This window comes from Streptomyces sp. NPDC029296, assembly GCF_055569255.1.
Genome location: NZ_JBVHXT010000032.1, coordinates 22,606 through 48,367 on the forward strand (window position 1 = coordinate 22,606; position 25,762 = coordinate 48,367).

Consider the following 25,762-nt stretch of genomic DNA (forward strand, 5'->3'; position numbering starts at 1 on the left):
GTGACGCACCGGAAGGGGGGACATGCGGGCACTCACCGGGCTGTGGCGCTGGCGGCGCAATCCGCTGCGCCGCGCGACCGATCTGGCCGAGGCGTGGGCGGCCCTCGTCGCGCTGCTGCTGATCGCCGTGGCCGCGCCCGTGACGGGCTGGCTGGTCGGGACCGCCGCCGAGGACGCGCTCCAGCGGTCCGCGCGGCAGCAGCGGCACGCGCGCCATCTCGTCACGGCCACCGTGGTGCGCGAGCTGGGCGGCGCCCTGCCGGAGGCCGACCCGGAGTCGGCCTCCGCGCGCGCGAGCCGCAGCCGGGTCCTGGCGTACTGGACGGGTCCGGACGGCACCCGGCGGCACGGTCCGGTCCTCGCGGACCTCAAGTCCCCGCACCGGGGCGACCACTTCAGGGTCTGGACCGATGCGCACGGCCGGATGACGCCCCGCCCGCTGGACTCCGCCACGGCGACGGCGCACGCCGCGCTCGCGGGGCTCGGCGCGGCCCTGCTGACCGCGGCCCTGGCCGAGACCGCCCGGCGTGTGACCGTATGGCGCCTGGTCCGCCGCCGGTACGCACGCTGGGACCAGGCGTGGGACCGGGCCGGGCCGGACTGGGGCAAGGCGGGCACCGGCAGCTGACGGCCTGACCGCTCCGGTCAACCGGCCGCGCACGCACACGCTACGGTGGAGCGGCCGAAGCGCTGTCGGCGACGCCCCGTGGGTGCGTGACCCCCGGGGCGGGCGGGATCCCGGGAGCGGCGACCACGCTCCCGTCCGCGGGGCCGGGCACGGTCGCGGCCCGGCACCGGCAACAGCGCCGCGAGGGGCGGCGAGCCATCAGGACGACGAGGTGGGAGCACGGCAACGCCATGACACAGGGCACGGTCCAGGTGACGCACACCGGCACATCGCGGTGGCGGCGCCGCACGGGTGAGTACGCGTCGCTCGCCGCCGCCCTGGAGGCCGCCGCCGACGGCGACGTCCTCACCATCGCCCCCGGCACCTACCGGGAGAACCTCGTCGTGCACCGGGCGGTGACGCTGCGCGGGTCCGAGGGCTCGGCCGGTTCGGTGCGGATCGCGCCCGCGGACGGGGTGCCGCTCACGGTGCGGGCCTCGGCGGTGGTGCGGGACGTGCACGTGGAGGGCCAGGACGCGGCGGCGCCCGCGCTGCTGGTCGAGGAGGGCACGCCCGAGCTGACGGACGTGCGGATCGTCACCCGGTCCGCCGTCGGCATCGAGGTGCGCGGCGGCGCCCGCCCGACCGTGCGCCGGTGCACCGTGGACAATCCGGCCGGCGTCGGCATCGCCGTGCTCGACGACGGCGGCGGGGTGTTCGAGGACTGCGAGGTCGTCGCGGCCGGACAGGCGGGCGTGGCGGTCCGCGGCGCGGCCCGGCCGCGGCTGGAGCGCTGCCGGGTGCACCACGCCTCCGGCACCGGACTCACCGTGACCGGGGAGAACACCGCGCTGGAGGCGGTGGGCTGCGAGATCTACGAGGTGCGCGGCGCCGGGGTGCAGATCACCCAGCGGGCCACCGCGCAGCTGACCGACTGCGAGGTGCACCGCACCACCGCGGACGGCATCACCCTGGACACCGACGCGGTGCTCACGCTCGCCGACTGCCGGCTGCACGACATCCCGGAGAACGCGGTCGACCTGCGCTCCCGCTCGGTGCTCACGCTGACCCGGACGACGGTGCGCCGGTTCGGGCGCAACGGCCTGTCGGTGTGGGACCCCGGGACCCGGGTGGACGCCAACCAGTGCGAGATCTTCGACAGCACCGGCGACTATCCGGCGGTGTGGGTGAGCGACGGGGCCACCGCCGTGCTCGACTCCTGCCGGGTGCACGACGTGCCGGACGCGCTGTTCGTCCTGGACCGCGGCTCCCGCGCGGACGTCGTCGACAGCGATCTGACGCAGGTGCGCAACACGGCCGTGTCGGTGAGCGACGGGGCGACCGCGCAGCTGGACGACTGCCGGATCCGGGAGGCGGCGACCGGCGCCTGGTTCCGCGACCACGGCAGCGGCGGCACGCTGAACAACTGCACCCTGGAGGGCACCCAGACGGGGGTGATCGTCACCAAGGGCGCCGACCCGGTCGTCGAGCGCTGCACGGTCGACTCGCCCGCCGAGGCCGGTTTCTACGTCTCCGCGGGCGGCCGGGGCACCTTCCTGTACTGCCGGGTCACCGGCAGCGGAGGCTACGGCTTCCACGTGATCGACGGCAGCCGCACGACGCTGCGCAAGTGCCGCACGGAACGGTGCGCACGCGGCGGGTACGAGTTCGCCGACGCCGGTCCGGACGCGGGCGCCGGGGCGGGGCCGGTCGTGGAGGACTGCACCAGCGACGAGAGTGCCGCCTCCCGGACGCCCGCCCCCAGGGAGCCGGCCGTGCAGACGGTGCCGCGGTCCGCCGGCCTGCTGGGCGCCCTGCCGGGGCAGCGGGCGGAGGAGCGGGCCCCGTCCGGCCCCGCCCGGGAGCCCGACGGGGCGCGGCGGACGCCGAAGGACGTGCTCGGCGAACTCGACGCGCTGGTGGGGCTGGAGAGCGTCAAGCGCGAGGTGCGGGCGCTGACCGACATGATCGAGGTGGGCCGGCGCCGGCAGCGGGCGGGCCTGAAGGCGGCCTCGGTCAAGCGGCACCTGGTCTTCACCGGCTCCCCCGGCACCGGCAAGACGACGGTCGCCCGGCTGTACGGCGAGATCCTCGCCGCGCTGGACGTGCTGGAGAAGGGACACCTGGTGGAGGTGTCCCGGGTCGATCTGGTCGGCGAGCACATCGGCTCCACGGCGCTGCGCACCCAGGAGGCCTTCGAACGGGCGCGCGGCGGGGTGCTGTTCATCGACGAGGCGTACGCGCTGTCCCCGCGGGACGCCGGGCGGGACTTCGGCAAGGAGGCCATCGACACGCTGGTGAAGCTGATGGAGGACCACCGGGACGAGGTGGTGGTGATCGTCGCCGGGTACACCGCCGAGATGGAGCGCTTCCTCTCCGTCAACCCGGGCGTGGCCTCCCGTTTCTCCCGCACCATCACCTTCGGGGACTACGGCCCCGACGAACTGCTGCGGATCGTGCGGCAGCAGGCGGACGAGCACGAGTACCGGCTGGCGCCGGGCGCCTCGGAGGCGCTGCTGACGTACTTCGCGGCGCTTCCGAAGGGCCCGGCGTTCGGGAACGGGCGTACCGCCCGGCAGACGTTCGAGGCGATGGTGGAGCGGCACGCGAGCCGCGTCGCCCAGTTCCCCGACCCGACCACCGACGACCTGACCCTGCTGTACGCGGAGGACCTGCCCGAGCTGCCCTGAGCCGCGCACGGGCTTCGGGCCGGCCTTCGCCCGCCGGGTTACAGGTTGTCTCCCCAGCCGGGCTGGATCATGGTCTGGAAGGCCCACCTCCCGTCCCGCCTGAGCAGGATGTCGGCGTACCGCAGGCGCTGGGAGTGACCGTCGGCGGTCATGGTCGAGTCGGTGAAGACCACGGCCATCGAGGGGGACAGGAACACCGGGGTCCGGGTGGACTCGAAGGTGATGTCCTGGTCCCCGTCGCCCATCACGTGGGTCATGGTGGCGAGGAAGCGGTCCCGGTCCCACTGCGCCGACCGGCCGTCGCCCGCGGCGTCGTCGCTGACGAGGTTGAGCGGGAACACCGCCATGTCCGCCATGTGCGGGACGTCGCGCCGGCCGCTGGCCGCGTCGTACTCCGCGAACCAGGCGTCCAGGCTCGCGCGGTCCTCGGCGGTCGGGGTGTATCCGGTGTCGGGCAGGAAGGTCATGCGGGCTCCTTCGGCGGTAGAGCGACACGTAGCTAATCAACTTTGACTAGTTACCACGCCGGGAGCGTACACGCCTCCGCGCCACTGATCAAACTTGATTAGCGCTGGGCCGGGAGACCGGGGAGGAGACGGGTGAGGAGGGCCGCCCGTTCGCGGGCGAAGGCGGGGTCCGACGGGTAGTCGGAGTGGCCGAGGATCGGGGCCGGGAGCGGGTCGTCGGGGGTGCGGCCGTAGGCGCGGGGGTCCGGCAGGGGCTCGTGGTCGACCTCCGGGACGGTGTCGCCGGGGATCCGGACCGGGCCGCCGATGGGATCGGTGCGGCGGTAGAGGTTGCGCCAGCAGGCGATGTCGCGGTGCAGGGCGGCGAGCGCCGGCGGGCCGAAGTGGGCCGGGAACCAGCGTCCGTACAGGCGCTCCAGCGGGGAGCCGTAGGTGAGCAGGGCGACCCGGGTGCGCACGGGCGGCGGGAGTTGCCAGGCCGCCGCGGCGGCGAGGACGCTGCCCTGGGAATGCCCGGACAGCACCAGCCGGCCTCCGGTGCGCCGGGTCCAGGTGACCATGCGCCAGGTCAGGTCCGGCACCGCGCGCTCGGCGTAGCAGGGCGGGGCGAAGGGGTGGGCGGCGCGCGGCCAGAAGGTGCCGACGTCCCAGAGGATGCCGATGGTGCGCCGGGCCGAGGCGTCCTTGTAGGCACGCCTGCCCCAGGTCACGAAGAGCACGAAGCCGACCCCGACCAGCCAGGAGCCGAGCGCCTGGGAGGTCTCGGCCACGGCCTGGAGGAGGTGGGGGGTGCGGCGGGCCGCGCCGTCGGGCGTCTTCCCGGTGGCCGCGGCGCCGGCCAGCGCGACCGTGCCCAGCAGCAGGGTGGTGGCGGTGAGGACGGCGACGACGAGTGGGACGCGGTCGGTGAGGGTGGCCATGGCGCGGGCGTGCGCGATGGCGCGGGTGCGGGGCGGGTCCTCGGGTTCGCCGGGGTATTCGCGGCGCACCCGGGCGCGTTCGGCGCGGGCGGCCCTCGCGGTGCGCACCGCGAGGGCGGCGGCCAGGAGCAGCAGCACCGCGATGAGCGGCGGGATGACGGACGACTGCCAGGTCAGCAGGGCGGGCGGGCCGGCGAGCAGGGACCGGGTGCCGTCCAGCCAGTCGGCGACGCGCTGGGCGACCCCGCCGGACATCACCCCGGCCAGGGCGCAGGCGAGCAGCGCGACGGCGGGCCCGCCGAGGCCCCGCATCCCGGTGCGCCGGTCGGGGCGGCGCCGGTAGAGGTCCCGGGCCACGACCGCGAGGGCGACGACGAGCAGGCCCTGGGCCAGCATCAGGCCGCCGAAGGCCCAGGCGCCGGGCAGCCGCCCGGCGGACTGCCAGCCGGGCCGCGACCAGCCGGTGTACACCAGGGCGAGCACGAGCAGGGCGAGCGCGCCGAGCGGCAGGCGGCGGACCAGGTGCCGGTCCAGACGCCGGTCGAGGCGGCGCTCGCTGCGGCCCCGGCGGCAGACCACCCAGGCCACCGCGACCGCGGCGGCGAGCAGGGCCGCGGTCACGGCCCAGCCGAGGGCGTCCAGGACGGCGGGGCCGCCGGGCCGGCGGTCGAATCGGGCGGCCGGGACGGTGACGGCGGCGGCCACGGTGAGCAGCCCGGCCGCGGTGTGCGCCGCGCGCAGCCGGGCGACCAGACGGCGTCCGTACCAGAAACCGGGCCGGGCCAGCGCGCCGCCGTCGGGGTCCGGCTCCGGGGTGTCGGCGCCGGGCCCGGTGGCGCGGGTGCCCGGCCCGGCGGCCGGGGCGCCCGTGTCCCGCGCGAGGCCGGTGGCCCGCGCCGAGTCGGCGCCCGGCGTGGTGCCCGCGTCCTCCGCGGGACCCGTGCCCTGTGCGGAGCCGGTGTGCACCACGGCGGCGTCCGGGGACAGCGGCCGGTGGGACTCGTAGGCGCTCCAGGTGCGGTGCGAGAGGTACCAGAGCAGGCCGGTCAGCGCGGCCGGCAGCAGGGCGGCGAGGGCCAGCCGGCGACCGGGGGCGCTCCACCAGCCACCGGCCCCGGCGGGCGCTCCGGGGGCCGCCGGGGCCAGGAAGCCCAGCCAGGAGTGGCGGCGTACGCACGCGGGGACGTTCGCGCACTGCCAGGCCACCAGGTCCAGCGCGACCTCGCAGACGGCGGCGACCAGCAGCACGGTCAGGGTGAGGGCGGCCAGCCTGACCAGCAGGCCGTAGAGCCGGACGGTGCGCGGCCGGCCGGGCGCGGCGGGGCGCATCCAGTGGGCGAGGTTGACGACCATGAACGGCAGCAGCAACAGCCACAGGGCGCGGCTGCCGTCGCCGGAGGTGAGGTTGCACCAGACGTACGCCTCCCGGACCGGCCCGCCGCGTGGTTCCCGTCCGTCCGGCGCGGCCCCGTCGGCCCGGTCGGTTTCGACGTCCTCGGTGCGCCGGAAGACGGCGGCCGTGTCGTCGCCGGAGACCCGGACCGTGCGCGGATCGCCGAGCATCTTCTCGGGCGTGGTGCCGCCGACCCCGTGCACCAGCAGTTCCAGATCGGTCTCCAGCGCCGTGGACCACCCGGCGGCGCGGCCCGCGTGATCACCCCCGTGGCCGCCTAAGGGCGGATCGCCCGGGGCCCGGTCGTCGTACCGGTCCGGCGACGGACCGTCGTCCTGCTTCGCCGCCTGCTCCTGCGCGCGTTCCGTCATCTCGCACATCCCCCGTGACGCCCTGACGTCTGTGTCGTGCGGGCTCCAGGATGGCCGGTCGGGCCGCCGTGTACACCCCCCGTCACGGAATCTCCCCGAACCGGGTCACGACGGACGCCCCGGAGGTGGTGGCGCGCGTGGCACCGCCCCGTGAAAGGATGGGGCGCCCGCGCCCGGCCCGAACGGACGGAAGTCCAGGTCGCAGCCGGTGCGCCGGACGTGTCGGACGGTTGGCGGAGAAAGGACCGGAGCGTACGTGAGCGAGAATCAGAACCTCCTCGCGGAGCAGCGCCGCGCCCTGATCCTGGACGAGGTCCGGCGCCGGGGCGGGGTGCGGGTCAACGAGCTGACCCGCAAGCTCGGTGTCTCGGACATGACCGTGCGCCGCGACCTGGACGCGCTGGCCCGCCAGGGCGTGCTGGAGAAGGTGCACGGCGGCGCGGTGCCGGTGGTCGAGGCGAGTACGCACGAGCCGGGGTTCGAGGCGAAGTCGGGGCTGGAGCCGACCGCCAAGGAGGACATCGCGCGCGCCGCGGCCCGGCTGGTCGGCCCGGGGGCGGCGATCGCCCTGTCCGGCGGTACGACGACGTACGCGCTCGCCCGGCACCTGCTGGAGGTGCCCGACCTGACCGTGGTGACGAACTCGGTGCGGGTCGCGGACGTCTTCCACGGGGCGCAGCGCACCTCGGGGCAGCGCCAGGGGGCGGCCACGGTGGTGCTGACCGGCGGGGTGCGCACCCCGTCGGACTCGCTGGTGGGGCCGGTGGCCGATCAGGCGATCGCCGCGCTCCACTTCGATCTGCTGTTCCTCGGGGTGCACGGCATATCGGTGGAGGCCGGCCTGTCCACGCCGAACCTCGCGGAGGCCGAGACCAACCGGCGCCTGGTGCACTCCGCGCGCCGGGTCGTGGTGGTCGCCGACCACACCAAGTGGGGCACGGTGGGCCTGAGTTCCTTCGCCACGCTGGACCAGGTGGATACGCTGGTGACGGACGCGGGCCTGCCCGCCGAGGCACGTGCGGAGATCTCCGAGCACCTGCGGGTGGTCGTGGCGGGCGAGCCCGAGGACGAGAGCGCGGAGGGCTGAGGCCCGCACGGCGGCTCCGCACGGCGGCGGCCCGCCGGGCGGCGGACCCGTCGTCAGTCCGGCCACCCGCCGGTGGTCAGGAACGCGTCGATCGCCGCCGTGTACGGCGCGATGTCGAGCCCCTGCGCCGCGAGCCACGCGTCCGAGTAGTACTTGTCGAGGTACCGGTCCCCCGGGTCGCACAGCAGGGTGACGACACTGCCGGCACGGCCCTCGGCCACCATCTCGGCGACGATCTTCAGCGCGCTCCACAGCCCGGTGCCCGTGGAGCCACCCGCCTTGCGGCCGATGGCGCCCTCCAGCGCGCGTACGGCGGCGACACTCGCCGCGTCCGGCACCTTCATCATCCGGTCGATCGCGCCGGGCACGAAGCTGGGCTCCACGCGGGGCCGGCCGATGCCCTCGATCCGGGAGCCGCAGTCGCAGGTGACGTCCGGGTCGCCGGTGGTCCAGCCCTCGAAGAAACAGGAGTTGTCCGGGTCGGCGACACAGATCCGGGTGTCGTACTGCATGTAGTGGACGTAGCGGGCGAGGGTCGCGGAGGTGCCGCCCGTGCCCGCCGTGGCCACGATCCAGGCCGGCTCCGGGAACCGCTCCAGGCGCAGCTGGCGGAAGATGGATTCGGCGATGTTGTTGTTGCCGCGCCAGTCCGTGGCCCGCTCCGCGTAGGTGAACTGGTCCATGTAGTGGCCGCCGGTCTCCGCCGCCAGGCGGGCCGACTCCTCGTACATCTTCCGGGAATCGTCCACGAAGTGGCACAGCCCGCCGTGGAACTCGATGAGCCGGCACTTCTCGGCGCTGGTCGTACGCGGCATGACGGCGATGAAGGGCACGCCGATCAGCTTCGCGAAGTAGGCCTCCGACACCGCCGTCGAGCCGCTGGACGCCTCGATCACCGGGCGGCCCGGGCGGATCCAGCCGTTGCACAGGCCGTAGAGGAAGAGCGAACGGGCCAGCCGGTGCTTGAGGCTGCCGGTGGGGTGGGTGGACTCGTCCTTGAGATAGAGGTCGATGCCCCATCTCTCGGGCAGCGGGAAGCGCAGCAGGTGCGTGTCGGCCGAGCGGTTGGCGTCGGCCTGGACCTTGCGCACGGCCTCCTTGAGCCATGCGCGGTAGGCGGGGTCGCTGCGGTCGACGTCGAGGGTCGCGCCGGTTCTGGTCTGGGGCGGGATGCTCACGGCCGGGCTCCTTGCACTCATCGCCGACGGCGCCTCGCGCGGGCCGGCAGATCGAGCATAGGCACGTTTGACATGCCGTCCCACCTGCATAAACGCATCTTTGGGCCACTCAAAGGCGAGCTGGGGCACAAGCGTGCGAGCCGGCCGGGGCGCAGGGGGCGCAGTGCTCCCGGTGGCTCCCGTACGCGCCCCGCGCGGGCTGGTGCTCCAGGCTCGGCCGAGGCAGACTGCACGCGACGGGACGGCTCGTCCCGGACGGGGGCGCACCAGGAACCGACACATCAGGGAACGACGCGACCACGGAGAAGAGCGCGAGGGGGGCCGACATGGCCGAGCCGGAGTTCAGGGCCACACGCGTGCGGATCGGCAAGGGGCTGCGTTCGCTCACCCGGGCCGGACAGGTCCGGATCAGCGACGGCAGGCTCCAGTTGCTCACCAGCTACGGCAGCGAGATAGACAGCGCGCCGGTGCAGGCGGTGCGCGCCTCCAAGCCGTGGTTCGTGCCGGACGACCGGGCGCTGGCCGACCTGAACGGCACGCGGTATCTGCTGACACTGGGCGAGCACGACCCCGCGCCGGGCCGCCCGGGGCCGCCCGCGGCCCGGCGGTTCGTCGAGGCGGTCCGCCGGGCGGCGGGACGCGGCGGCTGAGCGCTTCGGGCCGCACGAGTGAACGCGACCGCGCGCCGGGTGCGACGCGCGGTCGCGGCGAGTTGCGGGAGCGCATGCGCTGCGTCACGCTGGTCTCACTCACTCTGGGTTTACCGGCGATAACGCTGCGAACCAGCCCGCCGGCCACGACAGCAGGCGGACGTTTAGACGCAAGCTCCCTGCTGGATCCGTTGTTCTCCGTGTTCTTCCGGTTCCTCCGGACCTCACATCGGGGAGTCGCAGCCGTGATCAGTCACCCAAGCAGGCACTGCACGGTGGAGCTCCAAGCCCTGCCGTCGCGGATCGGCCAGGTCCGCAGAATCGTATCTGCGCAGTTGCGTTACTGGCATCTCGACCCGTTGATCGACCGGGCCGCGCTCGGCGTGACGGAGCTGCTGAGCAACGTCCACCGGCACGCCAGGCCCGACAAGTCGTGCATCGTGGAACTGGAGTTGCTGCCGGACCGGCTCACGGTCTCGGTGCGCGACCACGATCCACGCCTTCCGGTACCGGCCGACGCCACGGACCCGGCGGATGCCACCCCCTTGCTGGCCACCTGCGGTCGGGGGCTGGCGATGGTGGCCGCGGTGAGCGAGAGCTGGGGGGCGCGGCCGGACGGGGAGAACGGCAAGGTGGTGTGGTTCACGCTGCCGGCCCCGGCGGCGGTCCACCGCCATCCGGCACGGTCGCCGCGGAACGCGTCCCGGGCCGCCCCGGCGCCGTCCCCGGTGACGGTCTCCGCGCCGCTGGGGGCCGGGGTGCCGGCGAACGGCGGTCCCGCCGTCCCGGTGGAGGCGGTGGCGGCGACCACGGCACCCGTGCCGGCGGGTACGGCGGCGGGAGGCGCGGTGGCCGTCGGCGGTGCGGCGCCGGCCGGGGCGGCGGACTACGGCGCACGATGACACGGCGGGGGCCCGGGCCGACAGGCCCGGGGCTTCCGCCACCAACCGGCCGCCTCCGCGAAAGGGAGTGCTCCGGCCGAGTGCTCCGGCCCCCATGGCGTCCGGGGCGCTCTTCCATGTTCGTCGCGGTCACCCCCCGACCCGCCGGGCCGTACGGCCGGACTGGACTCCTGTAACTACTAGTATGTAAAGTGCTCGCGTGAGCACCTCGGAACGACTGATCGAGTCCACCCGCGAGCTGCTGTGGGAACGCGGGTACGTGGGCACCAGCCCCAAGGCGATCCTGGAGCGGGCGAGCGCCGGCCAGGGCAGCATGTACCACCACTTCAAGGGCAAGCCGGACCTCGCCCTCGCCGCGATCCGGCGCACCGCCGCGGAACTGCGGGCGACCGCCGAGGCGTTGCTCGACGGGCCGGGCACGCCGTACGAGCGGATCGAGGCGTATCTGCTGCGCGAGCGCGATGTGCTGCGGGGCTGCCCAGTCGGCCGGCTGACCATGGACCCGGACGTGATCGCCAGCGACGAGCTGCGTGCGCCCGTGGACGAGACGATCGCCGCGATCCGGGACCGGATCGCGGCGATCGTCGAAGAAGGCAAACGGCGGGGCCAGTTCGCGCCGGAGCTGGACGGCGCGGAGGTCGGCGCGGCCGTCCTCGCGACCGTGCAGGGCGGCTACGTCCTCGCCCGCGCCGCCGGCTCCCCCGCCGCCTTCGACGCCGGCGTGCGCGGCCTGCTCGCGCTGCTCGCCCCCCGGAACCCCGAAGCCCGCGAAGCCACCGAGGCTTCCCGGGCTCCCGGACAGGAGAACTGAGTCACGTGCACGTCACCCGACGGCGGCCCGGCACGCGGCGGGGCCCGGCGGAGAACTTCACCGGCACCGTCCGGCCGGACGAGACAGCCGCCACGGCCGCCTTCCGGCCGCGTGTGTACAGCGTGCGCTCCGCGCCCGGCGCGCACACGGCCTGGCACACGCATCCGCACGGGCAGGCGCCGCACGTCCCGGAGGGCGAGGCCGCCGGGGACGGCACGACCGCCCAGTGGCACGCGCACGTGTCCGACCATCCCGCCTGAGAGAGAGCACGACATGCACGCGATGCAGTACGAGTTCACCCTGCCCGCCGACTACGACATGGGGGCCGTCCGGTCCCGGGTCGCCCGTGTCGGGCAGGTGCTGGACGACTGGGACGGCCTGGGCATCAAGACGTACGTGATGCGCGAGCGCGGCGTGAACGGCTCGCCGGTGAACCAGTACGGGCCGTTCTATCTGTGGAACACCATGGAGGGCATGAACAGGTTCCTGTGGGACGGGGCCTTCCAGGGACCCGTCGACGACTTCGGGCGGCCCGCGGTGCGGCAGTGGACCGGCCTGGCCTTCGAGGAGGGCACGGCGACCGCCTCCACGCCGGCGTACGCCGTCCGCCGGCGCCGGCCGGTTCCGCAGGGCGTGGAACTGGCGGCCTTCATGACGGACGCGGTGGCCGAGACCGGGAGGCTGGCGGCGGCGGACGGCGCGGTGCTCGCGACGGCGGCCGTGGACACGCGTGCCTGGGAGGTCGTGCACTTCTCCCTCTGGGAGCACGACACCCCCGAGGCGGACGGGGACCTCTTCGAGGTGCTGCACCTGTCCGCGCCCGGCCGGGACCGGCTTCCGCGTGGTCGGCAGTGGTGAGGCGCGTCCGTACGGTCCTCGGTGACATCCCGCCCGGCGAGCTGGGCGTGTGCGACGCGCACGACCACCTCTTCCTGCGCAGCCCGCGGTTGCCGGGGCAGGAGCTGGACGACGTGTCCGCCGCGCGGGCCGAGCTGGCGGCGTTCCGGGCGGCGGGCGGGGCGGCCGTGGCGCAGTGGACGCCGTACGGCATGGGACGGCGGGCGGCGGACCTGCCGGCGCTGTCCCGGGCGACCGGGGTGCGGATCGTCTGCGCCACCGGACTGCACCAGGCGGCGCACTACGCGCCGGAGTCGCTGGCCGGGCTGAGCGGCGGCCGGCTGGCCCGCCTGTTCGTGTCGGAGCTGACCGAGGGCATCGGGACGACCGGGGTGCGGGCGGGGCTGATCAAGGTGGCGGGCGGGTTCCACGGGCTCGACGCGCACGCCCGGCGGACGATGGCGGCGGCGGCCGAGGCGCACCACGCCACCGGTGCGCCGATCGCCGTGCACCTGGAGCTGGGCACCGGCGCGCTGGACGTGCTCGACCTGCTGTGCGACGAGTGGGAGGTGCCCGGGGAGCGGGTGATCCTGGGGCATCTGAACCGCTCCCCCGACCCGGTGGTGCACCGGGAGGCCGCCGCGGCGGGCTGCTGGCTGGCCTTCGACGGGCCGTCCCGCGCCCACCACGCCACCGACTGGCGGATGCCGGAGGCGGTGCGGGCCCTGGCCGAGGCGGGGTTCGGGGACCGGCTGCTGCTCGGCGGGGACACGGTGACCGCCGGGGCGCGCTCGGTCGACGGCGGGCCCGGCATGCCGTATCTGCTGCGCCGGGTGCGACGGCGGCTGGCGGCGGCGGTGGGCGCGGAGCTGGTGGAACGGATGCTCGGCGAGCACCCTGGGCGGGCGTTCGCCGCCGACTGGAAGTGAGCGGGCCGGGCGGGAAACGCGGATGATCAGCCGGGAGCCGGACTCTAACCTGACCGGCATGATCACACCTGTGTATCCGCCCAAGCCCGTGCCCGGTGACCGTATCGCGGTCCTCTCGCCCGGATCCGGTCTGGCGGGGATCCTGCCGCTTCCGTTCGAGCTGGGGCTCAGGCGGCTGCGGGAGGACTTCGGCCTGGAACCGGTGGAATACCCCACCACCCGCACCATGGGCGCCACTGCGCGGGATCGCGCCGCCGACATCCACGCCGCCTTCGCCGATCCGGCGGTCAGGGCGGTGATGGCCAGCATCGGCGGCGACGACCAGATCACCGTGCTGTCCCACCTGGACCGGGAGCTGATCCGCGCCCACCCCAAGCCGTTCTTCGGCTTCAGCGACAACACCAATCTGCTGCTGTTCCTGCGCAATTCGGGCATCGTCGGCTACCACGGCGCCGCCGTGATGACCGAGCTGGGCCGCCCGCACGCGCTGCACCCGATGACCGCCGACTCGGTGCGCGCGGCCCTGTTCACCTCGGGCCCGTACGAACTGCGCCCGGCCGAGCGCTACCGCGACACCGACCGCGACTGGGCCGACCCCGCCACGTTCGACGCCGAACCCGACTCGGAGCCGGCCGGCGGCTGGATCTGGCACCGGCCCGACCGGGTCGTCGAAGGGCGCGCCTGGGGCGGCAACCTGGAGATCCTGTCGTGGCTGCTGATGGCCGACCGCGAGATCGAACGCGATCCGGCGGCCTACGACGGAGACGTGCTGTTCCTGGAGACCTCGGAGGAACTGCCGAGCGCCACCGAGGTCTTCCGGATCCTGCGCAACATGGGGGAGCGCGGGCTGCTGGAGCGCTTCCCCGCGCTGCTGATGGCCCGCGCCAAGGCCTGGACCTTCGAGCGGCCGAACGACGCGGACGCCAAGCGGCGCTACGCCACCGAGCAGCGTGAGGCGGTGCTGCGTGCGCTGGGGGTGTATGCCCCGCACACCATGGCCGTCTTCGATGTGGATTTCGGACACACCGATCCGCAGTTGGTGATCCCCTACGGCGGTGAGGTCCGCGTGGACGGCCCGGCGCGCCGGATCACGGTGACGTACTGACGGCCCGGTGTCCCTCGGGTCACCGCGTGCTGCCGGCCAGTGCCGTCAGCGGGTCGTCCAGGACCGGCTGCCAGGCCAGTTCCCCGGCGCCGACCAGGCTGCTGTGGTCGAGGGTGCACGGCAGGATGGGGACGCCGCCGCTCTGGCCCCACAGGCTGCGGCCCGCGACCACCGCGCGCAGCCGGCCCGGGTCGGCCGCCAGCAGGGTGCGGTGCAGGCCGCCGAGGATGATGCGGTCCGGGTTCAGGATGTTGACCAGGCCGGCCAGGCCGAGGCCGAGGCGGTCGATGAGGGCTTCGGCCGCCCTGCGGACGGCCGGGTCGTCGTACTGGGTGCGCAGCAGGTCGTCGGCCTGCCGCAGCAGCGACACCTCGGGGCCGGGCTCGCGGCCGGCCTCCACGAGCAGGGCCAGCGGGTCCGCCTCCACGTCCAGGCAGCCGCGGCTGCCGCAGTGGCAGGGGCGGCCCTCGGGGTTGACCGTGAGGTGGCCGACCTCCAGCGCGAGGCCCGAACTGCCGGTGTGGAGCCGGCCGTCCAGGACGAGCGCGCCGCCGACCCCGCGGTGCCCGGTGGCCACGCACAGCAGGTCCCGCGCGCCCCGGCCGGCGCCGTGCCGGTGCTCGGCGAGCGCGACGAGGTTGACGTCGTTGCCCGTGAACGCGGGTCCGGTGATGCCCGCGGCGCGCACGCGCTCCGCGAAGGTCCGCCGGACCGGCGCGCCGACGGGCCAGGCCACGTGCAGCGGGTTGAGGGCCAGGCCGTCGGGTTCGGCGACGGCGGACGGCACGGCGAGCCCGGCGCCGACACAGCGCCGGCCGGTCGTGCGCAGCAGTTCGGCGCCCGCCTCCACGACGCTGCCGAGCACCTGGGCGGGGTCGGCCTCGACGGTCTCGCAGCCGGGCGCGGTCGCCACGATCCGGCCGCCGAGCCCGACCAGCGCGGCCCGGAAGCCGTCGGCGTGGATCTGCGCCGCGAGGACCACCGGCCCGTCCTCGGCGACCTCCAGCCGGTGCGAGGGGCGGCCCTGGGAGCCGGCCGCGGAGCCGGGCCGGGCGTCCACCCGGATCAGGCCCAGCGCCTCCAGTTCGGCGGCCACCGCGCCGGCCGTCGCCCGGGTGACGCCGAGTTCGGCGGTGAGCACGGCCCGGGTCGGCGCCCGTCCGGTGTGCACCAGCTCCAGCGCGGGTCCGAGGGCACCGCGTCCCCGGTCCAGCCGCGCCCTCGAGGTGGTCCTCTCCCCCGCTGTCCGGGGATCCGCCTTGCCGTTCATGAGGGCGAGTCTCCCATGATCCGCGCCCGGGGTGACCGGTCCCGCCGGCTACCGGCCGCTGACCCGCAGGGTGATGTTCAGCCGCCCGGCGAGGCCCAGCCAGTCCGGTGCGGTGCCCGGGCGGACGCGCGGCACGCCGTGGTAGGCGAGCCGGGAGGGGCCGCCGAAGACGAACAGGTCGCCGCCGCACAGTTCGACGTCGGTGTACGGTTTGCCGCGCGTGGCGGTGTTGCCGAAGCGGAACACGCAGGTGTCGCCGAGGCTGAGGGAGACCACCGGTGCGTCGGCCTCCTCGTCGGCGTCGCGGTGCATGCCCATGCGGGCGTCGGCGTCGTAGAAGTTGATCAGCGCGATGTCGTACGGCGCGGCCGGCACGGCGTCCGGGCCGAGGGCGTCGGACACCGCGCGCCGGCCCAGTTCGCCGAGCCAGTCCGGGAACGGCTTGACGGGGGCGCCGTCGCCGTCCACGGCGGTGCGGGCGTAGGCGTACGGGTACCAGTGCCAGCCCAGGCAGACCTGGCGGGCGGTCATCGTGCCGCCGCCGGGGGTGCGGACCGTGCGCAGGCCGGCGGGGGGCCGCGCCCACTGGCGGCAGGCGGCGAGCAGGGCGCGCTGCCGCGCGGCGTCCAGCCAGTCCGGGACGTGCACGGCGCCCGGCGCGACCCGCGCACGCTCCCTGGGGAAGAGCTCATCCTCCATGCCCCCATCCTGCCCCACGGGCCCTGAGCTGCGGCTCGGCTAGCCTGGACGCACGATGAGCGACCGTATGACGACACCGTGGGGCGAGGTCGAGCTGACCCGTTTCCCCGAGGACCCGCGCGACCGGCTGCGTGCCTGGGACGCCTCCGACGCGTACCTGCTGCGCCATCTCGCCGAGGAGGGCGTGCCGCTCACCGGCACGGTCGTGGTGGTCGGGGACCGCTGGGGCGCGCTGGTCACCGCGCTGGCCCGGCACCGGCCGACGCAGATCACCGACTCCTTCCTCGGTCAGGAGGCGACCCGGGCGAACCTGGCGCGGGCCGGTGCGGAGCCGGGTGCCGTGGGGCTGCTCACCACCCAGGACCCGCCTCCGGAGCGGGTGGACGTGCTGCTGGTGCGGGTGCCCAAGAGCCTGGCGCTGCTGGAGGACCAGTTGCTGCGGCTGGCGCCGGCCGTGCACGCGGGCACGGTCGTCATCGGCGCCGGCATGGTGAAGGAGATCCACACCTCGACGCTGCGGCTGTTCGAGCGGATCCTCGGGCCGACCCGGACCTCGCTGGCCCGGCAGAAGGCACGGCTGATCTTCTGCACTCCCGACCCGGCGCTGGTACGGCCCGCGAACCCGTGGCCGTACAGCTACGCCCTCCCGGACGGTGTCGGCGCGGTCTCGGGGCGCACGGTGGTGAACCACGCGGGCGTCTTCTGCGCCGACCGGCTGGACGTCGGCACCCGTTTCCTGCTGCGGCACCTGCCGGGCCCGGGCGCGGGCCGCGTGGTGGACCTCGGCTGCGGCAACGGCGTGGTGGGGACGGCGGTGGCGCTGGCCGATCCGACGGCCGAGGTCTTGTTCGTGGACGAGTCCTTCCAGGCGGTGGCCTCGGCGGAGGCGACGTACAAGGCGAACGGGGTGCCGGGGCACGCCGAGTTCCGGGTCGGGGACGGGCTGGCCGGGGTCGCCTCCGGCAGTGTGGACCTGGTGCTGAACAACCCGCCGTTCCACTCCCACCAGGCGACCACGGACGCGACGGCCTGGCGGATGTTCACCGGGGCGAAGCGCGCGCTGCGCCCGGGCGGCGAGCTGTGGGTGATCGGCAACCGGCACCTCGGCTATCACCTGAAGCTGAAGCGGCTGTTCGGGAACAGCGAGACGGTGGCGTCGGACCCGAAGTTCGTGGTGCTGAGGGCGGTCAAGAAGGGCTAGCCGGACCGCCGGGAGCCGCGGCGCCGGGGAGTCCGGCCGCCCGGCTCCCCGTCCCGCTCCGGGTGCCGGTCAGCCGCCGGTCCCGGGCAGTACCCCGATGATCCGCCGTACCTCGCGGGCCATCGCCTCCCGTCCCACGCCGAGGTAGGCGCGCGAGTCGACGGCCTCGGGGCGGGCGGCGAGGAAGTCCCGGATGGCGCCGGTCATGGCCGCGTTGAGCGCCGTGCCGACGTTGACCTTGGCGATGCCGCCGCCGACCGCCGCGACCAGGGCGTCGTCCGGTACGCCGGAGGAGCCGTGCAGGACGAGCGGCACGCTCAGCGCGGCGGACAGCCGTCTCAGCAGGGCGTGGTCGAGTACGGCGGTGCGGCGGGTCATGGCGTGGGCGCTGCCGATGGCCACGGCCAGGGCGTCGACGCCGGTGGAGGCGACGAAGTCCCGCGCCCGGCCCGGGTCGGTGCGTGCGCCGGGTGCGTGCGCGTCCAGCGGGGGCCGGCCGTCCTTGCCGCCGATCTGCCCCAGCTCGGCCTCGATCCACAGCCCTTGGGCGTGCGCCCAGTCGGCGGCGGCGCGGGTCACGGCGAGGTTGTCGGCGTACGGCAGGCGGGCCGCGTCGTACATGACCGAGCCGAATCCGGCGTCGGGTGCCTGGCGCAGCAGGTCGTCGCTCTGCACGTGGTCCAGGTGCAGAGCGACGGGTACGGCCGCCCGTTCGGCGGCGGTGACGGCGGCGCGGGCCAGCGGCAGGAGCCGTCCGTAGCGGAACTTGACGGCGTTCTCGCTGACTTGGAGGACCACGGGGGAGCCGGCCGACTCGGCGCCGGTGATGACGGCCTCGATGTGTTCCAGGGTGATGACGTTGAACGCGGCGACGGCGCGGCGGGCGGCTGCGGCCCGGGTGACCAGCTCGCCGGTGGGCACGAGGGGCACGGGGTGTCCTTCCTGGGCGGGGCCGGCGGAGTCAGGGAGTGAGGATCACCGAGCGGGTGAGGTGACGCGGCCGGTCGGGGTCGAGGCCCCGGGCGGCGGCGACCGCGACCGCGAGCCGCTGGACGCGGACGAGTTCGGCGAGCGGGTCCCGTTCGCTCTCGATCCATGCCCCGCCGGTGGCGCGGACCTGTGCGGCGAGCCCCTCGGGCGCCGTGCCGAGCATCCAGGTGGCGGTGCCCTCGCAGGTCACACTGATCGGGCCGTGCCGGTACTCCATCGCCGGGTAGGACTCGGTCCAGGACAGGGAGGCCTCGCGCATCTTCAGCCCGGCCTCGTTGGCGAGTCCGACGGTCCAGCCACGCCCCAGGAAGGTGAACTGGGCGCACTCCACGAGTTTTTCGGGCAGCGGGTCGGCGAGTGCGGTGCGGGCGTCGGCCACGACGGCGTCGGTGTGCAGGCCGAAGTGGGCGCGCAGCAGGGTGAGCGCCGTGGTGGCGAACCGGGTCTGGACGACGGAGCGTTCGTCGGCGAAGTCCAGCACGACGAGGTCGTCCGCGGCGGCCGTGACCGGGGTGTCCGGGTCGGCGGTGACGGCGGTGGTGCGGGTGCGCCCGGCCAACTCGCCGAGCAGGTCGAGCACTTCGGTGGTGGTGCCGGACCGGGTGAGGGCGATGACCCGGTCGTAGGACCGCCCGTGGGGGAACTCGGAGGCGGCGAACGCGTCGGTCTCGCCCGCTCCGGCGCCCTCCCGCAGCGCGGCCACCGCCTGGGCCATGAAGTACGAGGTCCCGCACCCGACGACGGCGACCCGCTCCCCCGCCCGCGGCAGCGCGTCCCGGTGCCGCTCGGCCTGTTCGGCCGCTCGTATCCAGCACTCGGGCTGGCTGTTCAGCTCGTTCTCGACATGGGTCATGGCCCACACCCTCCCCTTGCTGATTGTTCCTGCAAGGTATAGCGAGGTTTCGATCACAATCAAGCATCCAGAGGCGGAGCCGGGTGCGCTAGGGTCGCCGGGAGATCGTCCGGAGGATGGGATGGGAGGCCGCGGATGTCCCGGGACGCCCGCTGGAAGGCGCTGCTGGAACTGCTCGTGGAGCGCGGCCGGCTGGAGGTCGAGGAGGCGGCGGCCGAGCTGGCGGTGTCGGCGGCGACGATCCGCCGGGACTTCGACCAGCTGGCCGAGCAGCAGATGCTGGTCCGCACCCGGGGCGGAGCGGTGGTGCACGGGGTGTCGTACGAGCTCCCGTTGCGCTACAAGACGGCCCGGCGCGCCTCGGAGAAGCAGCGCATCGCCAAGGCGGTGGCCGAACTCCTCGCGCCGGGCGAGGCGGTGGGGCTGACCGGCGGTACGACCACCACGGAGGTGGCCCGGGCGCTGGCCGTGCGCGGCGACCTCGCCACCGGCTCGCCGGCGCTGACCGTCGTCACCAACGCCCTCAACATCGCCAACGAGCTTGCCGTGCGCCCCCAGTTCAAGATCGTGGTGACGGGCGGGGTGGCGCGTGCGCAGTCGTACGAACTCATCGGTCCGCTCGCGGACGGGGTGCTGGGCCAGATCACGCTGGACGTGGCCGTGCTCGGCGTCGTGGGCTTCGACGTCACGCACGGGGCGGCGGCGCACGACGAGGCGGAGGCCGCCATCAACCGCCTGCTGTGCGAGCGCGCCGAACGGGTGGTGGTCGCCGCCGATTCGAGCAAGCTGGGCCGGCGCGCGTTCGCCCGGATCTGCGGGACCGAACTGGTGGACACGCTGGTGACGGACACGGCGGCGGAACAGGAGACGGTACGGCGGCTGGAGGAGGCGGGCGTGCGGGTGCTGGCGGTGTGAGCGCACCGGCACGGCGGACGGTTGCGTGAGGCGCACCGGCACGGCGGACGACGGCGTGAGGCGCACCGGCCTGATCGGCCGGGTCGGCCGTGCCGCCGGTCGCCTCAGAAACCGCCGAGGTCGGCCTTGACGAACCCCGCGCCCCGCTGGTCGTTGCAGCCCGCCACCGGCCGGTCGGCCGGGTCCGGCCAGGTCTGCGGTGCCTGGAGCGCGACGCTCACCAGCGTCAGCAGCAGGTCGACGTCGCTCGCGGCGTCCAGGCGCAGCGTCACCCACGGCGAGCCGCGCACGATCCTGATCGCGCCCGAGTTCTTGAGGTCCTTGGTGAACCGCCGGACCGCCCGGTCGGTGAGCCGCAGATCGACATCACGCTCGGAGTGGAAGTGGACGATCTCGCCCTGGGCGGAACTCACCGCCTGACCCAGGCCGCAGCTGGGGACGGTCTCTCTCAGATCCGGCCAGGTCGCCAGTTGCGCGAGCGCGCGCGAGGCCAACGTCATGGGCCCATCATGGCGCGCTCACCCCTCCGCAACCAGTTGGTGAGCGAGCATTAACCGACCTGTATCCACCGCGCGTTCAGGAATCCGCACCTCCGTTCAGATGTCGAACACCCCTGCTCCATGCGGGGGTTGTCCTTTCCGGTGCCGTGCGGGGCGCGAAAACCGCAGGTGGGCGGGTGCGGCGAGGAGGCCGGTCCGGTCCCGCGCCAGGGGCACGCGGGAAAGGAAAGCCGGCCGGTCCGGGCGGGCGGGCCGGCACGGGGCATCCCGAAAGGGCTAAGCACCGGACACCGGTTCGTCACCAGGGCCGACGGAGGAGCACGGTCGACGGTCAGCCATGCGGGCGCCGGCGCGGATGCCTCCCTTGCCCGACCCCGGCGCCACCCGTACGCTGGAGTTTGTGCCGATCGTAAACAAAACCCGAGTGCACAGCGTCGTGCCGGGCCGCAGCCTCACGGCACTGCGCGCGGCGATCACCGCCTTCTTCGCACTGGACGGATTCATCTTCGCGGGGTGGGTCGTCCGCATCCCCGACATCAAGCACCAGACGCACGCCTCCGCCGGCGCCCTCGGGCTCGCCCTGCTCGGGGTGTCCGCCGGGGCCGTGCTCACCATGACGCTGACCGGCCGGCTGTGCCGTCGCTACGGCAGCCATCCGGTGACCGTGGTCTGCATGGTGGTGCTCGCGCTCAGCGTGGCGCTGCCCCCGCTCACCCACTCGGCGCCCGTGCTCGGGGCCGTGCTGCTGCTGTTCGGCGCGGGCTACGGCGGCGTCAACGTGGCGTTCAACAGCGCCGCCGTCGATCTGGTCGCCGCGCTGCGCAGGCCGATCATGCCGAGTTTCCACGCGGCCTTCAGCCTGGGCGGGATGGTCGGCGCGGGCCTCGGCGGACTGGTCGCCGAGCACCTCTCCCCCACCCGCCACCTGCTGGGCCTCACCGTGGTCGGACTGCTCGTCACGGCCGTCGCCGGGCGCACCCTGCTGCGGTGCGAGCCGCCGGCGCCGCCGGAGCGCCCGGGGACGCCGGCGGCGAAGCCGGGCGGGAAGTCCCGGCGCGGGCTCGTCGTCGTCTTCGGGTTCGTCGCGATGTGCACGGCGTACGGGGAGGGCGCGATGGCCGACTGGGGCGCGCTCCACCTCCAGCAGGACCTCGCGGCCTCCGCCGGCACCGCGGCCACCGGGTACGCGTGCTTCGCGCTCGCCATGACCATCGGCCGGCTGTCCGGGACGGCGCTGCTGGCCCGGCTCGGCCGGGCCCGGACCGTGATCGGCGGGGGCAGCGTCGCGGCGGCCGGGATGCTGCTCGGCGCGCTCGCGCCGTCGGTGTGGGCGGCGTTGGCGGGTTTCGCGATCACCGGTCTGGGACTCGCCAACCTCTTCCCGGTCGCCCTGGACCAGGCGGGCGCGCTGGCCGGTCCGTCGGGGGTCGCCCTCGCCTCCACCCTCGGCTACGGCGGCATGCTCCTCGGGCCGCCCGCGATCGGGTTCATGGCCGACTGGTTCTCCCTGTCCACGGCGCTCACCAGCGTGGCCGCGCTGGCCGCGGTCGCCACCGTCCTCGGCGTGGCGACGCGTCGCGCCTTCACGGACCCCGCTTCGCCCCCGCGACCAGCGCGCTGACGAGGTCGCGGGTCCGCACCCCCGGCTCGTCCGGCCGGGCCCGGCCGCCCGCCCGGGCGGCTTCGGCGCCGGCCGGTACGGCACGGGCGCGGACGCCGAGGAGGTCACCGGCGTCCGGCGCCGCCCGCGGGACCTCACCGGCGCGGAGCACGCCGACCGGCTGACGCTCGCCTCGGCCGCGTTCCCACCCCGCCCGGCCTCCCCGCGGCGATCACCCCACCGGGACGGCCGCTCGGGGGCGCCGCGCCCACCGCGGCGAGCGTCGCCGACGACCTCGCCCGGCTCGCCGAGGCGGGGCTCTCCGCGTGCACCTTGCGGCTGCCGGTCGGGGCCGAGCAGGTCGGCCCGGCCATGGAGTGGACAACGGCCGAGGTGACACCGCGCCTGACCTGACACGCTGCGCGAGCGAGGCGGCCGGGCGGTGGGTCAACGCGGTCAACGCGGTCAACGCGGTCAACGCGGTCAACGCGGTCAACGCGGTCAACGCGGTCAACGCGGTCAACGGGATCGTACGGGCGCCGCGGCCGCCGTGCCGGGAAGGTGAGCCGGGTCGCCGCTCCCGTGGTGGCCCGTCCGGCAGTGTTCGCTCCGGCCGCCGGGGGCATCGTTCGTCCCGTCACACGTTCGAGTGCAAGAGGACCGCCGTCCGGATGAGCGGCCGCCGGCATGAGCATCGTCGCCTCATGACCTTACGAATGACACCCGGCCCGAAAAGGGCCGCGGTGACGGGAACGACACTGCTCGTCGGCGCCGCCGCCGCTGCCACCGCGCCCTCGGCCGACGCGAGCCGCGCGTGCGGGGCCGGCGGGCCGCACACGGACGTCAGGGGCACGAACAGTGGCCCGGGCCCGCGCGCCCGGCGCCCCGGCGGCACGGTCGCCCGGCCCCCGCGGAGCGAGCGGACGGGGGTGTTCGGCCTTGTCCCCCGCTCTTTCTGACGACCGGCAGACTGGTTCCATGAAGATCGCCGACTTTCTCGAAACCCTGGACCGCGAGGGCCGGTTGCTCGCGTCGGCCGCCGCCGCCGCGGGGCCCGGCGCCAGGGTTCCGACGTGCCCCGACTGGCAGGTGCGCGACCTGGTGCGGCACATCGGCGGGGTGCACCGCTGGGCAGCCGCCCTGGTCGCCGACCGGGCCACCACGCGCCGGCCGCTGGGCGATCCGCCGGAGATGCCCGACGACGCGCTGGTGTCCTGGTACCGGGACAGCCACCGCCTGGTGGTGGACACGCTGGCCGCCGCCCCCGCCGAGCTGGAGTGCTGGACCTTCCACCCGGCGCCCAATCCGTCACCGCTGGCGTTCTGGACCCGCCGGCAGGCGCACGAGACGACCGTGCACCGCTACGACGCCGAGCGAGCGCGCGGCGGGAAGCCGTCCCCGATCGCCCCGGACTTCGCGGCGGACGGCATCGACGAACTGCTGCGCGGCTTCCACGCCCGCCGGCGCAGCCGCCTGCGCAGCGAGGAGCCGCGGGTGCTACAAGTGCGCGCGGTCGACGCGGGAGCGGACGCCGTGTGGACCGTACGGCTCACGGCCGGGCCACCGGTGACGATGCGCGCGGCGGAGGGCGAGGCGGAAGCCGAACTGTCGGGCCCCGCCGACCAGGTGTACCTGGCGCTGTGGAACCGGACGGACGTCCCCCGGGTGACCGGTGATCCGGCGCTCGCGGCCCTGTGGCGGGAGCGGTCCGGGATCTGAGGTCCGGTCAGCCCGTGCCGGCCAGCATCCGGGCCAGCACCTCGCGCTGCACCGGCCGTACCTCGCCGTGCAGCGCGCGCCCCTTCGCCGTGAGGGAGACCCGCACCGCGCGCCGGTCCTCGGGACACATGCCGCGCTCCACGAGGCCGTCCTTCTCCAGCCGGGCGATGAGCCGGGACAGCGCGCTCTGACTGAGATGGACCCGGTCGGAGATCTCCTGCACCCGGTAGGCACAGCTGCCGTCCGGGGCCACGCCCTCGGCCAGCAGGTCGAGGACCTCGAAGTCGCTCGCGCACAGCCCGTGCCCGTGCAGGACCCGGTCCAGTTCGCACTGGGTGCGGGCATGCAGCGTCAGAATCTCCCGCCACTGCTCCACGAGCCCCTGCTCGGCATTCTTCGCCGCCATGCCCGCACGGTAGCAGAAAACGAGGTTTGTTGCACCGGAATTAAATGAGCTTGCATCTGATGCGCGTGCATGTAATCTCGTCGCCATGACCTCTCCGCTCACCACCTCCGCGGCCCCGTCCCCGGCCGCGCACTGGACTCCCCGGCTGTGGGGCACCCTCCTGGTGCTGTGCGCCGCGATGTTCCTGGACGCGCTCGACGTGTCGATGGTCGGCGTCGCCCTGCCGTCCATAGGCTCGGACCTCCATCTGTCCACGTCGACCCTCCAGTGGATCGTCAGCGGCTACATCCTGGGCTACGGCGGCCTGCTCCTCCTCGGCGGCCGGACCGCCGATCTGCTCGGCCGGCGCCAGGTGTTCCTGGTGGCCCTCGCCGTCTTCGCGGTCGCGTCGCTGCTCGGCGGGCTCGTGGACTCGGGTCCGCTGCTGATCGCCAGCCGCTTCGTCAAGGGCCTCAGCGCGGCCTTCACGGCACCGGCCGGGCTGTCGATCATCACCACCACGTTCCCGGAGGGCCCGCTGCGCAACCGGGCCCTGTCGATCTACACCACCTGCGCCGCCACCGGCTACTCCCTGGGCCTCGTCTTCTCCGGCCTGCTCACGGAGGCCAGCTGGCGGTTCACGATGCTGCTGCCGGCGCCGGTCGCGCTGATCGCCCTGTTCGTGGGCCTGAAGCTGCTCCCGCGCAGCGAGCGCGAGCGCGGCCACGGCGGCTACGACGTCCCGGGCGCCGTCCTCGGCACCGCCTCGATGCTGCTGCTCGTCTTCACCGTCGTCCAGGCACCGGAGGCCGGATGGGCGTCGGCCCGCACGATCCTGTCCTTCGCCGCCGTGGCCGTCATGCTGGTGGTGTTCGTCCTCGTCGAGCGGCGCAGCCCCAGCCCGCTGATCCGGCTCGGAGTGCTGCGCTCCGGCCCCCAGGTGCGGGCCCAGCTCGGCGCACTGACCTTCGTGGGCAGCTACACGGGCTTCCAGTTCCTGGTCACCCTCTACATGCAGCAGGTGCTGGGCTGGTCGGCCATGCACACGGCGCTGGCGTTCCTCCCGGCGGGCGCGCTGGTGGCGCTCTCGGCGACCAAGGTCGGCACCGTCATCGACCGGTTCGGCACGGGACGGCTGATCGTGCTGGGCTTCGTCATGATGACGGCCGGATACGCGCTGTTCCTGCGCATCGACCTGAACCCGGTCTACGCGTCCGTGATCCTGCCGACCATGCTGCTGGTCGGCGCGGGCTTCGCCCTGTCCTACCCGTCCCTCAACGTCCAGGCCACCAACGGCGTGGACGAGCACGAGCAGGGCATGGTCTCGGGTCTGCTGAACACCTCGGTGCAGGTGGGCGGTGCGCTCTTCCTGGCCGTGGTGACGGCGGTGGTGACCGCGCACGCCCCCGAGAAGGCCACCCCGCAGGCCGTCCTCGACAGCTACCGGCCCGGGCTCGTCGTGGTCACGATCGTCGCCGTCGTGGGACTGCTGCTCTCGCTCAGCGGACTGCGCCGGTCCCGGCCGGTGCACTCCCTCGTGGTCGCCAGGTCCACCATGACGGAGGCGGACGCCGGCCGGGTCCCGGTCCGCGACTGAGGGGGACCGCCTCAAGGTGGGGCCGGGGGGGGGTCGTTGTACCCCCGGGGCCACCCCCCCAAAGGGGAAGGGGGGGGAAACAGGGG

General features: G+C 74.6%; 25 protein-coding genes. 15 read left to right on the top strand and 10 right to left on the bottom strand.

All coding sequences use genetic code 11. The features are described 5' to 3' along the window. Window positions 1-22: 22 nt before the first annotated feature. Together ACZ4W9_RS26255 and ACZ4W9_RS26260 are read left to right on the top strand one after the other, a co-directional pair. On the top strand, window positions 23-628 hold the full coding sequence (locus tag ACZ4W9_RS26255) for an Rv1733c family protein (RefSeq protein WP_467939913.1): 606 nt from the start codon (window positions 23-25) through the stop codon (window positions 626-628). 230 nt (window positions 629-858) lie between these two features. Then, on the top strand, window positions 859-3,297 hold the full coding sequence (locus tag ACZ4W9_RS26260) for a right-handed parallel beta-helix repeat-containing protein (protein WP_467939914.1): 2,439 nt from the start codon (window positions 859-861) through the stop codon (window positions 3,295-3,297). Between the two features lie 38 nt (window positions 3,298-3,335). On the opposite strand, the gene ACZ4W9_RS26265 is transcribed toward ACZ4W9_RS26260, so the two are convergent. Both ACZ4W9_RS26265 and ACZ4W9_RS26270 read right to left on the bottom strand, forming a co-directional pair. After that, complete coding sequence (locus ACZ4W9_RS26265; protein WP_467939916.1) at window positions 3,336-3,764, bottom strand: DUF4440 domain-containing protein; 429 nt, start codon at window positions 3,762-3,764, stop codon at window positions 3,336-3,338. A gap of 98 nt (window positions 3,765-3,862) precedes the next feature. Further along, window positions 3,863-6,448: a hypothetical protein gene (locus tag ACZ4W9_RS26270; protein ID WP_467939917.1), complete on the bottom strand. Its 2,586-nt coding sequence runs from the start codon at window positions 6,446-6,448 to the stop codon at window positions 3,863-3,865. A gap of 256 nt (window positions 6,449-6,704) precedes the next feature. On the opposite strand from ACZ4W9_RS26270, the gene ACZ4W9_RS26275 reads away from it, so the two are divergent. Beyond that, window positions 6,705-7,535 (top strand): DeoR/GlpR family DNA-binding transcription regulator, encoded by an 831-nt coding sequence (locus ACZ4W9_RS26275; protein ID WP_467939918.1) that lies wholly within the window; start codon window positions 6,705-6,707, stop codon window positions 7,533-7,535. A gap of 53 nt (window positions 7,536-7,588) precedes the next feature. Here ACZ4W9_RS26275 and cds1 read toward each other — a convergent pair whose 3' ends face one another. Beyond that, the gene (gene cds1, locus ACZ4W9_RS26280) at window positions 7,589-8,734 is read right to left on the bottom strand and encodes an L-cysteine desulfhydrase Cds1 (protein WP_467939920.1); all 1,146 of its coding nucleotides are present in this window, start codon (window positions 8,732-8,734) and stop codon (window positions 7,589-7,591) included. Between the two features lie 305 nt (window positions 8,735-9,039). On the opposite strand from cds1, the gene ACZ4W9_RS26285 reads away from it, so the two are divergent. The 7 genes from ACZ4W9_RS26285 (at window position 9,040) to ACZ4W9_RS26315 (ending at window position 13,947) form a co-directional block, all read left to right on the top strand. Then, window positions 9,040-9,363 (top strand): hypothetical protein, encoded by a 324-nt coding sequence (locus tag ACZ4W9_RS26285; RefSeq protein ID WP_467939921.1) that lies wholly within the window; start codon window positions 9,040-9,042, stop codon window positions 9,361-9,363. A 245-nt stretch (window positions 9,364-9,608) separates the two neighbouring features. After that, window positions 9,609-10,265, top strand: a complete 657-nt coding sequence (locus tag ACZ4W9_RS26290; protein WP_467939922.1) for an ATP-binding protein — start codon at window positions 9,609-9,611, stop codon at window positions 10,263-10,265. Between the two features lie 199 nt (window positions 10,266-10,464). Continuing rightward, window positions 10,465-11,076, top strand: a complete 612-nt coding sequence (locus ACZ4W9_RS26295) for a TetR/AcrR family transcriptional regulator (RefSeq protein ID WP_467939923.1) — start codon at window positions 10,465-10,467, stop codon at window positions 11,074-11,076. Window positions 11,077-11,081: 5 nt separating this feature from the next. Next, entirely contained in the window at window positions 11,082-11,336 is a 255-nt protein-coding gene (locus tag ACZ4W9_RS26300; protein WP_467939925.1) for a cupin domain-containing protein, read from the top strand. A 13-nt stretch (window positions 11,337-11,349) separates the two neighbouring features. Beyond that, window positions 11,350-11,934: a DUF4865 family protein gene (locus tag ACZ4W9_RS26305; protein WP_467939927.1), complete on the top strand. Its 585-nt coding sequence runs from the start codon at window positions 11,350-11,352 to the stop codon at window positions 11,932-11,934. Further along, the gene (locus tag ACZ4W9_RS26310; RefSeq protein ID WP_467939928.1) at window positions 11,931-12,842 is read left to right on the top strand and encodes a phosphotriesterase family protein; all 912 of its coding nucleotides are present in this window, start codon (window positions 11,931-11,933) and stop codon (window positions 12,840-12,842) included. Before ACZ4W9_RS26305 ends, ACZ4W9_RS26310 begins: the two co-directional genes overlap by 4 nt. Window positions 12,843-12,900: 58 nt before the next feature. After that, complete coding sequence (locus tag ACZ4W9_RS26315; RefSeq protein ID WP_467939930.1) at window positions 12,901-13,947, top strand: S66 family peptidase; 1,047 nt, start codon at window positions 12,901-12,903, stop codon at window positions 13,945-13,947. 19 nt (window positions 13,948-13,966) lie between these two features. On the opposite strand, the gene ACZ4W9_RS26320 is transcribed toward ACZ4W9_RS26315, so the two are convergent. Together ACZ4W9_RS26320 and ACZ4W9_RS26325 are read right to left on the bottom strand one after the other, a co-directional pair. Then, on the bottom strand, window positions 13,967-15,217 hold the full coding sequence (locus ACZ4W9_RS26320) for an ROK family protein (RefSeq protein ID WP_467939931.1): 1,251 nt from the start codon (window positions 15,215-15,217) through the stop codon (window positions 13,967-13,969). Window positions 15,218-15,265: 48 nt separating this feature from the next. After that, a complete protein-coding gene (locus ACZ4W9_RS26325; protein WP_467939932.1) occupies window positions 15,266-15,916 on the bottom strand; it encodes an alpha-ketoglutarate-dependent dioxygenase AlkB family protein in 651 nt (216 codons plus the stop codon). A gap of 67 nt (window positions 15,917-15,983) precedes the next feature. On the opposite strand from ACZ4W9_RS26325, the gene ACZ4W9_RS26330 reads away from it, so the two are divergent. Next, on the top strand, window positions 15,984-17,117 hold the full coding sequence (locus tag ACZ4W9_RS26330) for a methyltransferase (RefSeq protein ID WP_467940043.1): 1,134 nt from the start codon (window positions 15,984-15,986) through the stop codon (window positions 17,115-17,117). A 69-nt stretch (window positions 17,118-17,186) separates the two neighbouring features. Here the strand turns inward: ACZ4W9_RS26330 and ACZ4W9_RS26335 are convergent, their stop codons facing one another. Both ACZ4W9_RS26335 and ACZ4W9_RS26340 read right to left on the bottom strand, forming a co-directional pair. Continuing rightward, on the bottom strand, window positions 17,187-18,047 hold the full coding sequence (locus ACZ4W9_RS26335; RefSeq protein ID WP_467939934.1) for a class II fructose-bisphosphate aldolase: 861 nt from the start codon (window positions 18,045-18,047) through the stop codon (window positions 17,187-17,189). A gap of 31 nt (window positions 18,048-18,078) precedes the next feature. Continuing rightward, window positions 18,079-18,960 (bottom strand): SIS domain-containing protein, encoded by an 882-nt coding sequence (locus ACZ4W9_RS26340; protein ID WP_467939935.1) that lies wholly within the window; start codon window positions 18,958-18,960, stop codon window positions 18,079-18,081. A 135-nt stretch (window positions 18,961-19,095) separates the two neighbouring features. On the opposite strand from ACZ4W9_RS26340, the gene ACZ4W9_RS26345 reads away from it, so the two are divergent. Next, window positions 19,096-19,875 carry a DeoR/GlpR family DNA-binding transcription regulator gene (locus ACZ4W9_RS26345; protein WP_467939936.1) on the top strand — a complete coding sequence of 260 codons (780 nt, stop codon included), beginning with the start codon at window positions 19,096-19,098 and terminating at the stop codon, window positions 19,873-19,875. Between the two features lie 104 nt (window positions 19,876-19,979). On the opposite strand, the gene ACZ4W9_RS26350 is transcribed toward ACZ4W9_RS26345, so the two are convergent. Next, on the bottom strand, window positions 19,980-20,375 hold the full coding sequence (locus ACZ4W9_RS26350; RefSeq protein WP_467939938.1) for a luciferase domain-containing protein: 396 nt from the start codon (window positions 20,373-20,375) through the stop codon (window positions 19,980-19,982). Between the two features lie 355 nt (window positions 20,376-20,730). Here ACZ4W9_RS26350 and ACZ4W9_RS26355 point away from each other — a divergent pair, with 355 nt between their 5' ends. Then, entirely contained in the window at window positions 20,731-21,996 is a 1,266-nt protein-coding gene (locus ACZ4W9_RS26355; protein WP_467939939.1) for an MFS transporter, read from the top strand. Here the strand turns inward: ACZ4W9_RS26355 and ACZ4W9_RS26360 are convergent. Next, window positions 21,959-22,147 (bottom strand): hypothetical protein, encoded by a 189-nt coding sequence (locus ACZ4W9_RS26360; RefSeq protein ID WP_467939941.1) that lies wholly within the window; start codon window positions 22,145-22,147, stop codon window positions 21,959-21,961. The two genes, ACZ4W9_RS26355 and ACZ4W9_RS26360, sit on opposite strands and share 38 nt — an antisense overlap. 806 nt (window positions 22,148-22,953) lie before the next feature. On the opposite strand from ACZ4W9_RS26360, the gene ACZ4W9_RS26365 reads away from it, so the two are divergent. Continuing rightward, entirely contained in the window at window positions 22,954-23,694 is a 741-nt protein-coding gene (locus ACZ4W9_RS26365; protein WP_467939942.1) for a maleylpyruvate isomerase family mycothiol-dependent enzyme, read from the top strand. Window positions 23,695-23,701: 7 nt separating this feature from the next. Here ACZ4W9_RS26365 and ACZ4W9_RS26370 read toward each other — a convergent pair whose 3' ends face one another. Further along, the gene (locus ACZ4W9_RS26370; protein ID WP_467939943.1) at window positions 23,702-24,100 is read right to left on the bottom strand and encodes a MarR family winged helix-turn-helix transcriptional regulator; all 399 of its coding nucleotides are present in this window, start codon (window positions 24,098-24,100) and stop codon (window positions 23,702-23,704) included. Window positions 24,101-24,185: 85 nt separating this feature from the next. Between ACZ4W9_RS26370 and ACZ4W9_RS26375 the strand changes: the two genes are divergently transcribed. Further along, a complete protein-coding gene (locus tag ACZ4W9_RS26375) occupies window positions 24,186-25,676 on the top strand; it encodes an MFS transporter (RefSeq protein ID WP_467939945.1) in 1,491 nt (496 codons plus the stop codon). Window positions 25,677-25,762 lie beyond the last annotated feature (86 nt).

What these genes read in the sequence shown, in the direction of transcription:
- ACZ4W9_RS26255 (WP_467939913.1), top strand. Translation starts at nt 23, where the DNA reads ATGCGGGCACTCACCGGGCTGTGGCGCTGGCGGCGCAATCCGCTGCGC.
- ACZ4W9_RS26260 (WP_467939914.1), top strand. Translation starts at nt 859, where the DNA reads ATGACACAGGGCACGGTCCAGGTGACGCACACCGGCACATCGCGGTGG.
- ACZ4W9_RS26265 (WP_467939916.1), bottom strand. Translation starts at nt 3,764, where the DNA reads ATGACCTTCCTGCCCGACACCGGATACACCCCGACCGCCGAGGACCGC.
- ACZ4W9_RS26270 (WP_467939917.1), bottom strand. Translation starts at nt 6,448, where the DNA reads ATGACGGAACGCGCGCAGGAGCAGGCGGCGAAGCAGGACGACGGTCCG.
- cds1 (WP_467939920.1), bottom strand. Translation starts at nt 8,734, where the DNA reads ATGAGTGCAAGGAGCCCGGCCGTGAGCATCCCGCCCCAGACCAGAACC.
- ACZ4W9_RS26285 (WP_467939921.1), top strand. Translation starts at nt 9,040, where the DNA reads ATGGCCGAGCCGGAGTTCAGGGCCACACGCGTGCGGATCGGCAAGGGG.
- ACZ4W9_RS26305 (WP_467939927.1), top strand. Translation starts at nt 11,350, where the DNA reads ATGCACGCGATGCAGTACGAGTTCACCCTGCCCGCCGACTACGACATG.
- ACZ4W9_RS26315 (WP_467939930.1), top strand. Translation starts at nt 12,901, where the DNA reads ATGATCACACCTGTGTATCCGCCCAAGCCCGTGCCCGGTGACCGTATC.
- ACZ4W9_RS26320 (WP_467939931.1), bottom strand. Translation starts at nt 15,217, where the DNA reads ATGAACGGCAAGGCGGATCCCCGGACAGCGGGGGAGAGGACCACCTCG.
- ACZ4W9_RS26325 (WP_467939932.1), bottom strand. Translation starts at nt 15,916, where the DNA reads ATGGAGGATGAGCTCTTCCCCAGGGAGCGTGCGCGGGTCGCGCCGGGC.
- ACZ4W9_RS26330 (WP_467940043.1), top strand. Translation starts at nt 15,984, where the DNA reads ATGACGACACCGTGGGGCGAGGTCGAGCTGACCCGTTTCCCCGAGGAC.
- ACZ4W9_RS26340 (WP_467939935.1), bottom strand. Translation starts at nt 18,960, where the DNA reads ATGACCCATGTCGAGAACGAGCTGAACAGCCAGCCCGAGTGCTGGATA.
- ACZ4W9_RS26345 (WP_467939936.1), top strand. Translation starts at nt 19,096, where the DNA reads ATGTCCCGGGACGCCCGCTGGAAGGCGCTGCTGGAACTGCTCGTGGAG.
- ACZ4W9_RS26350 (WP_467939938.1), bottom strand. Translation starts at nt 20,375, where the DNA reads ATGACGTTGGCCTCGCGCGCGCTCGCGCAACTGGCGACCTGGCCGGAT.
- ACZ4W9_RS26355 (WP_467939939.1), top strand. Translation starts at nt 20,731, where the DNA reads ATGCCTCCCTTGCCCGACCCCGGCGCCACCCGTACGCTGGAGTTTGTG.
- ACZ4W9_RS26365 (WP_467939942.1), top strand. Translation starts at nt 22,954, where the DNA reads ATGAAGATCGCCGACTTTCTCGAAACCCTGGACCGCGAGGGCCGGTTG.
- ACZ4W9_RS26370 (WP_467939943.1), bottom strand. Translation starts at nt 24,100, where the DNA reads ATGGCGGCGAAGAATGCCGAGCAGGGGCTCGTGGAGCAGTGGCGGGAG.
- ACZ4W9_RS26375 (WP_467939945.1), top strand. Translation starts at nt 24,186, where the DNA reads ATGACCTCTCCGCTCACCACCTCCGCGGCCCCGTCCCCGGCCGCGCAC.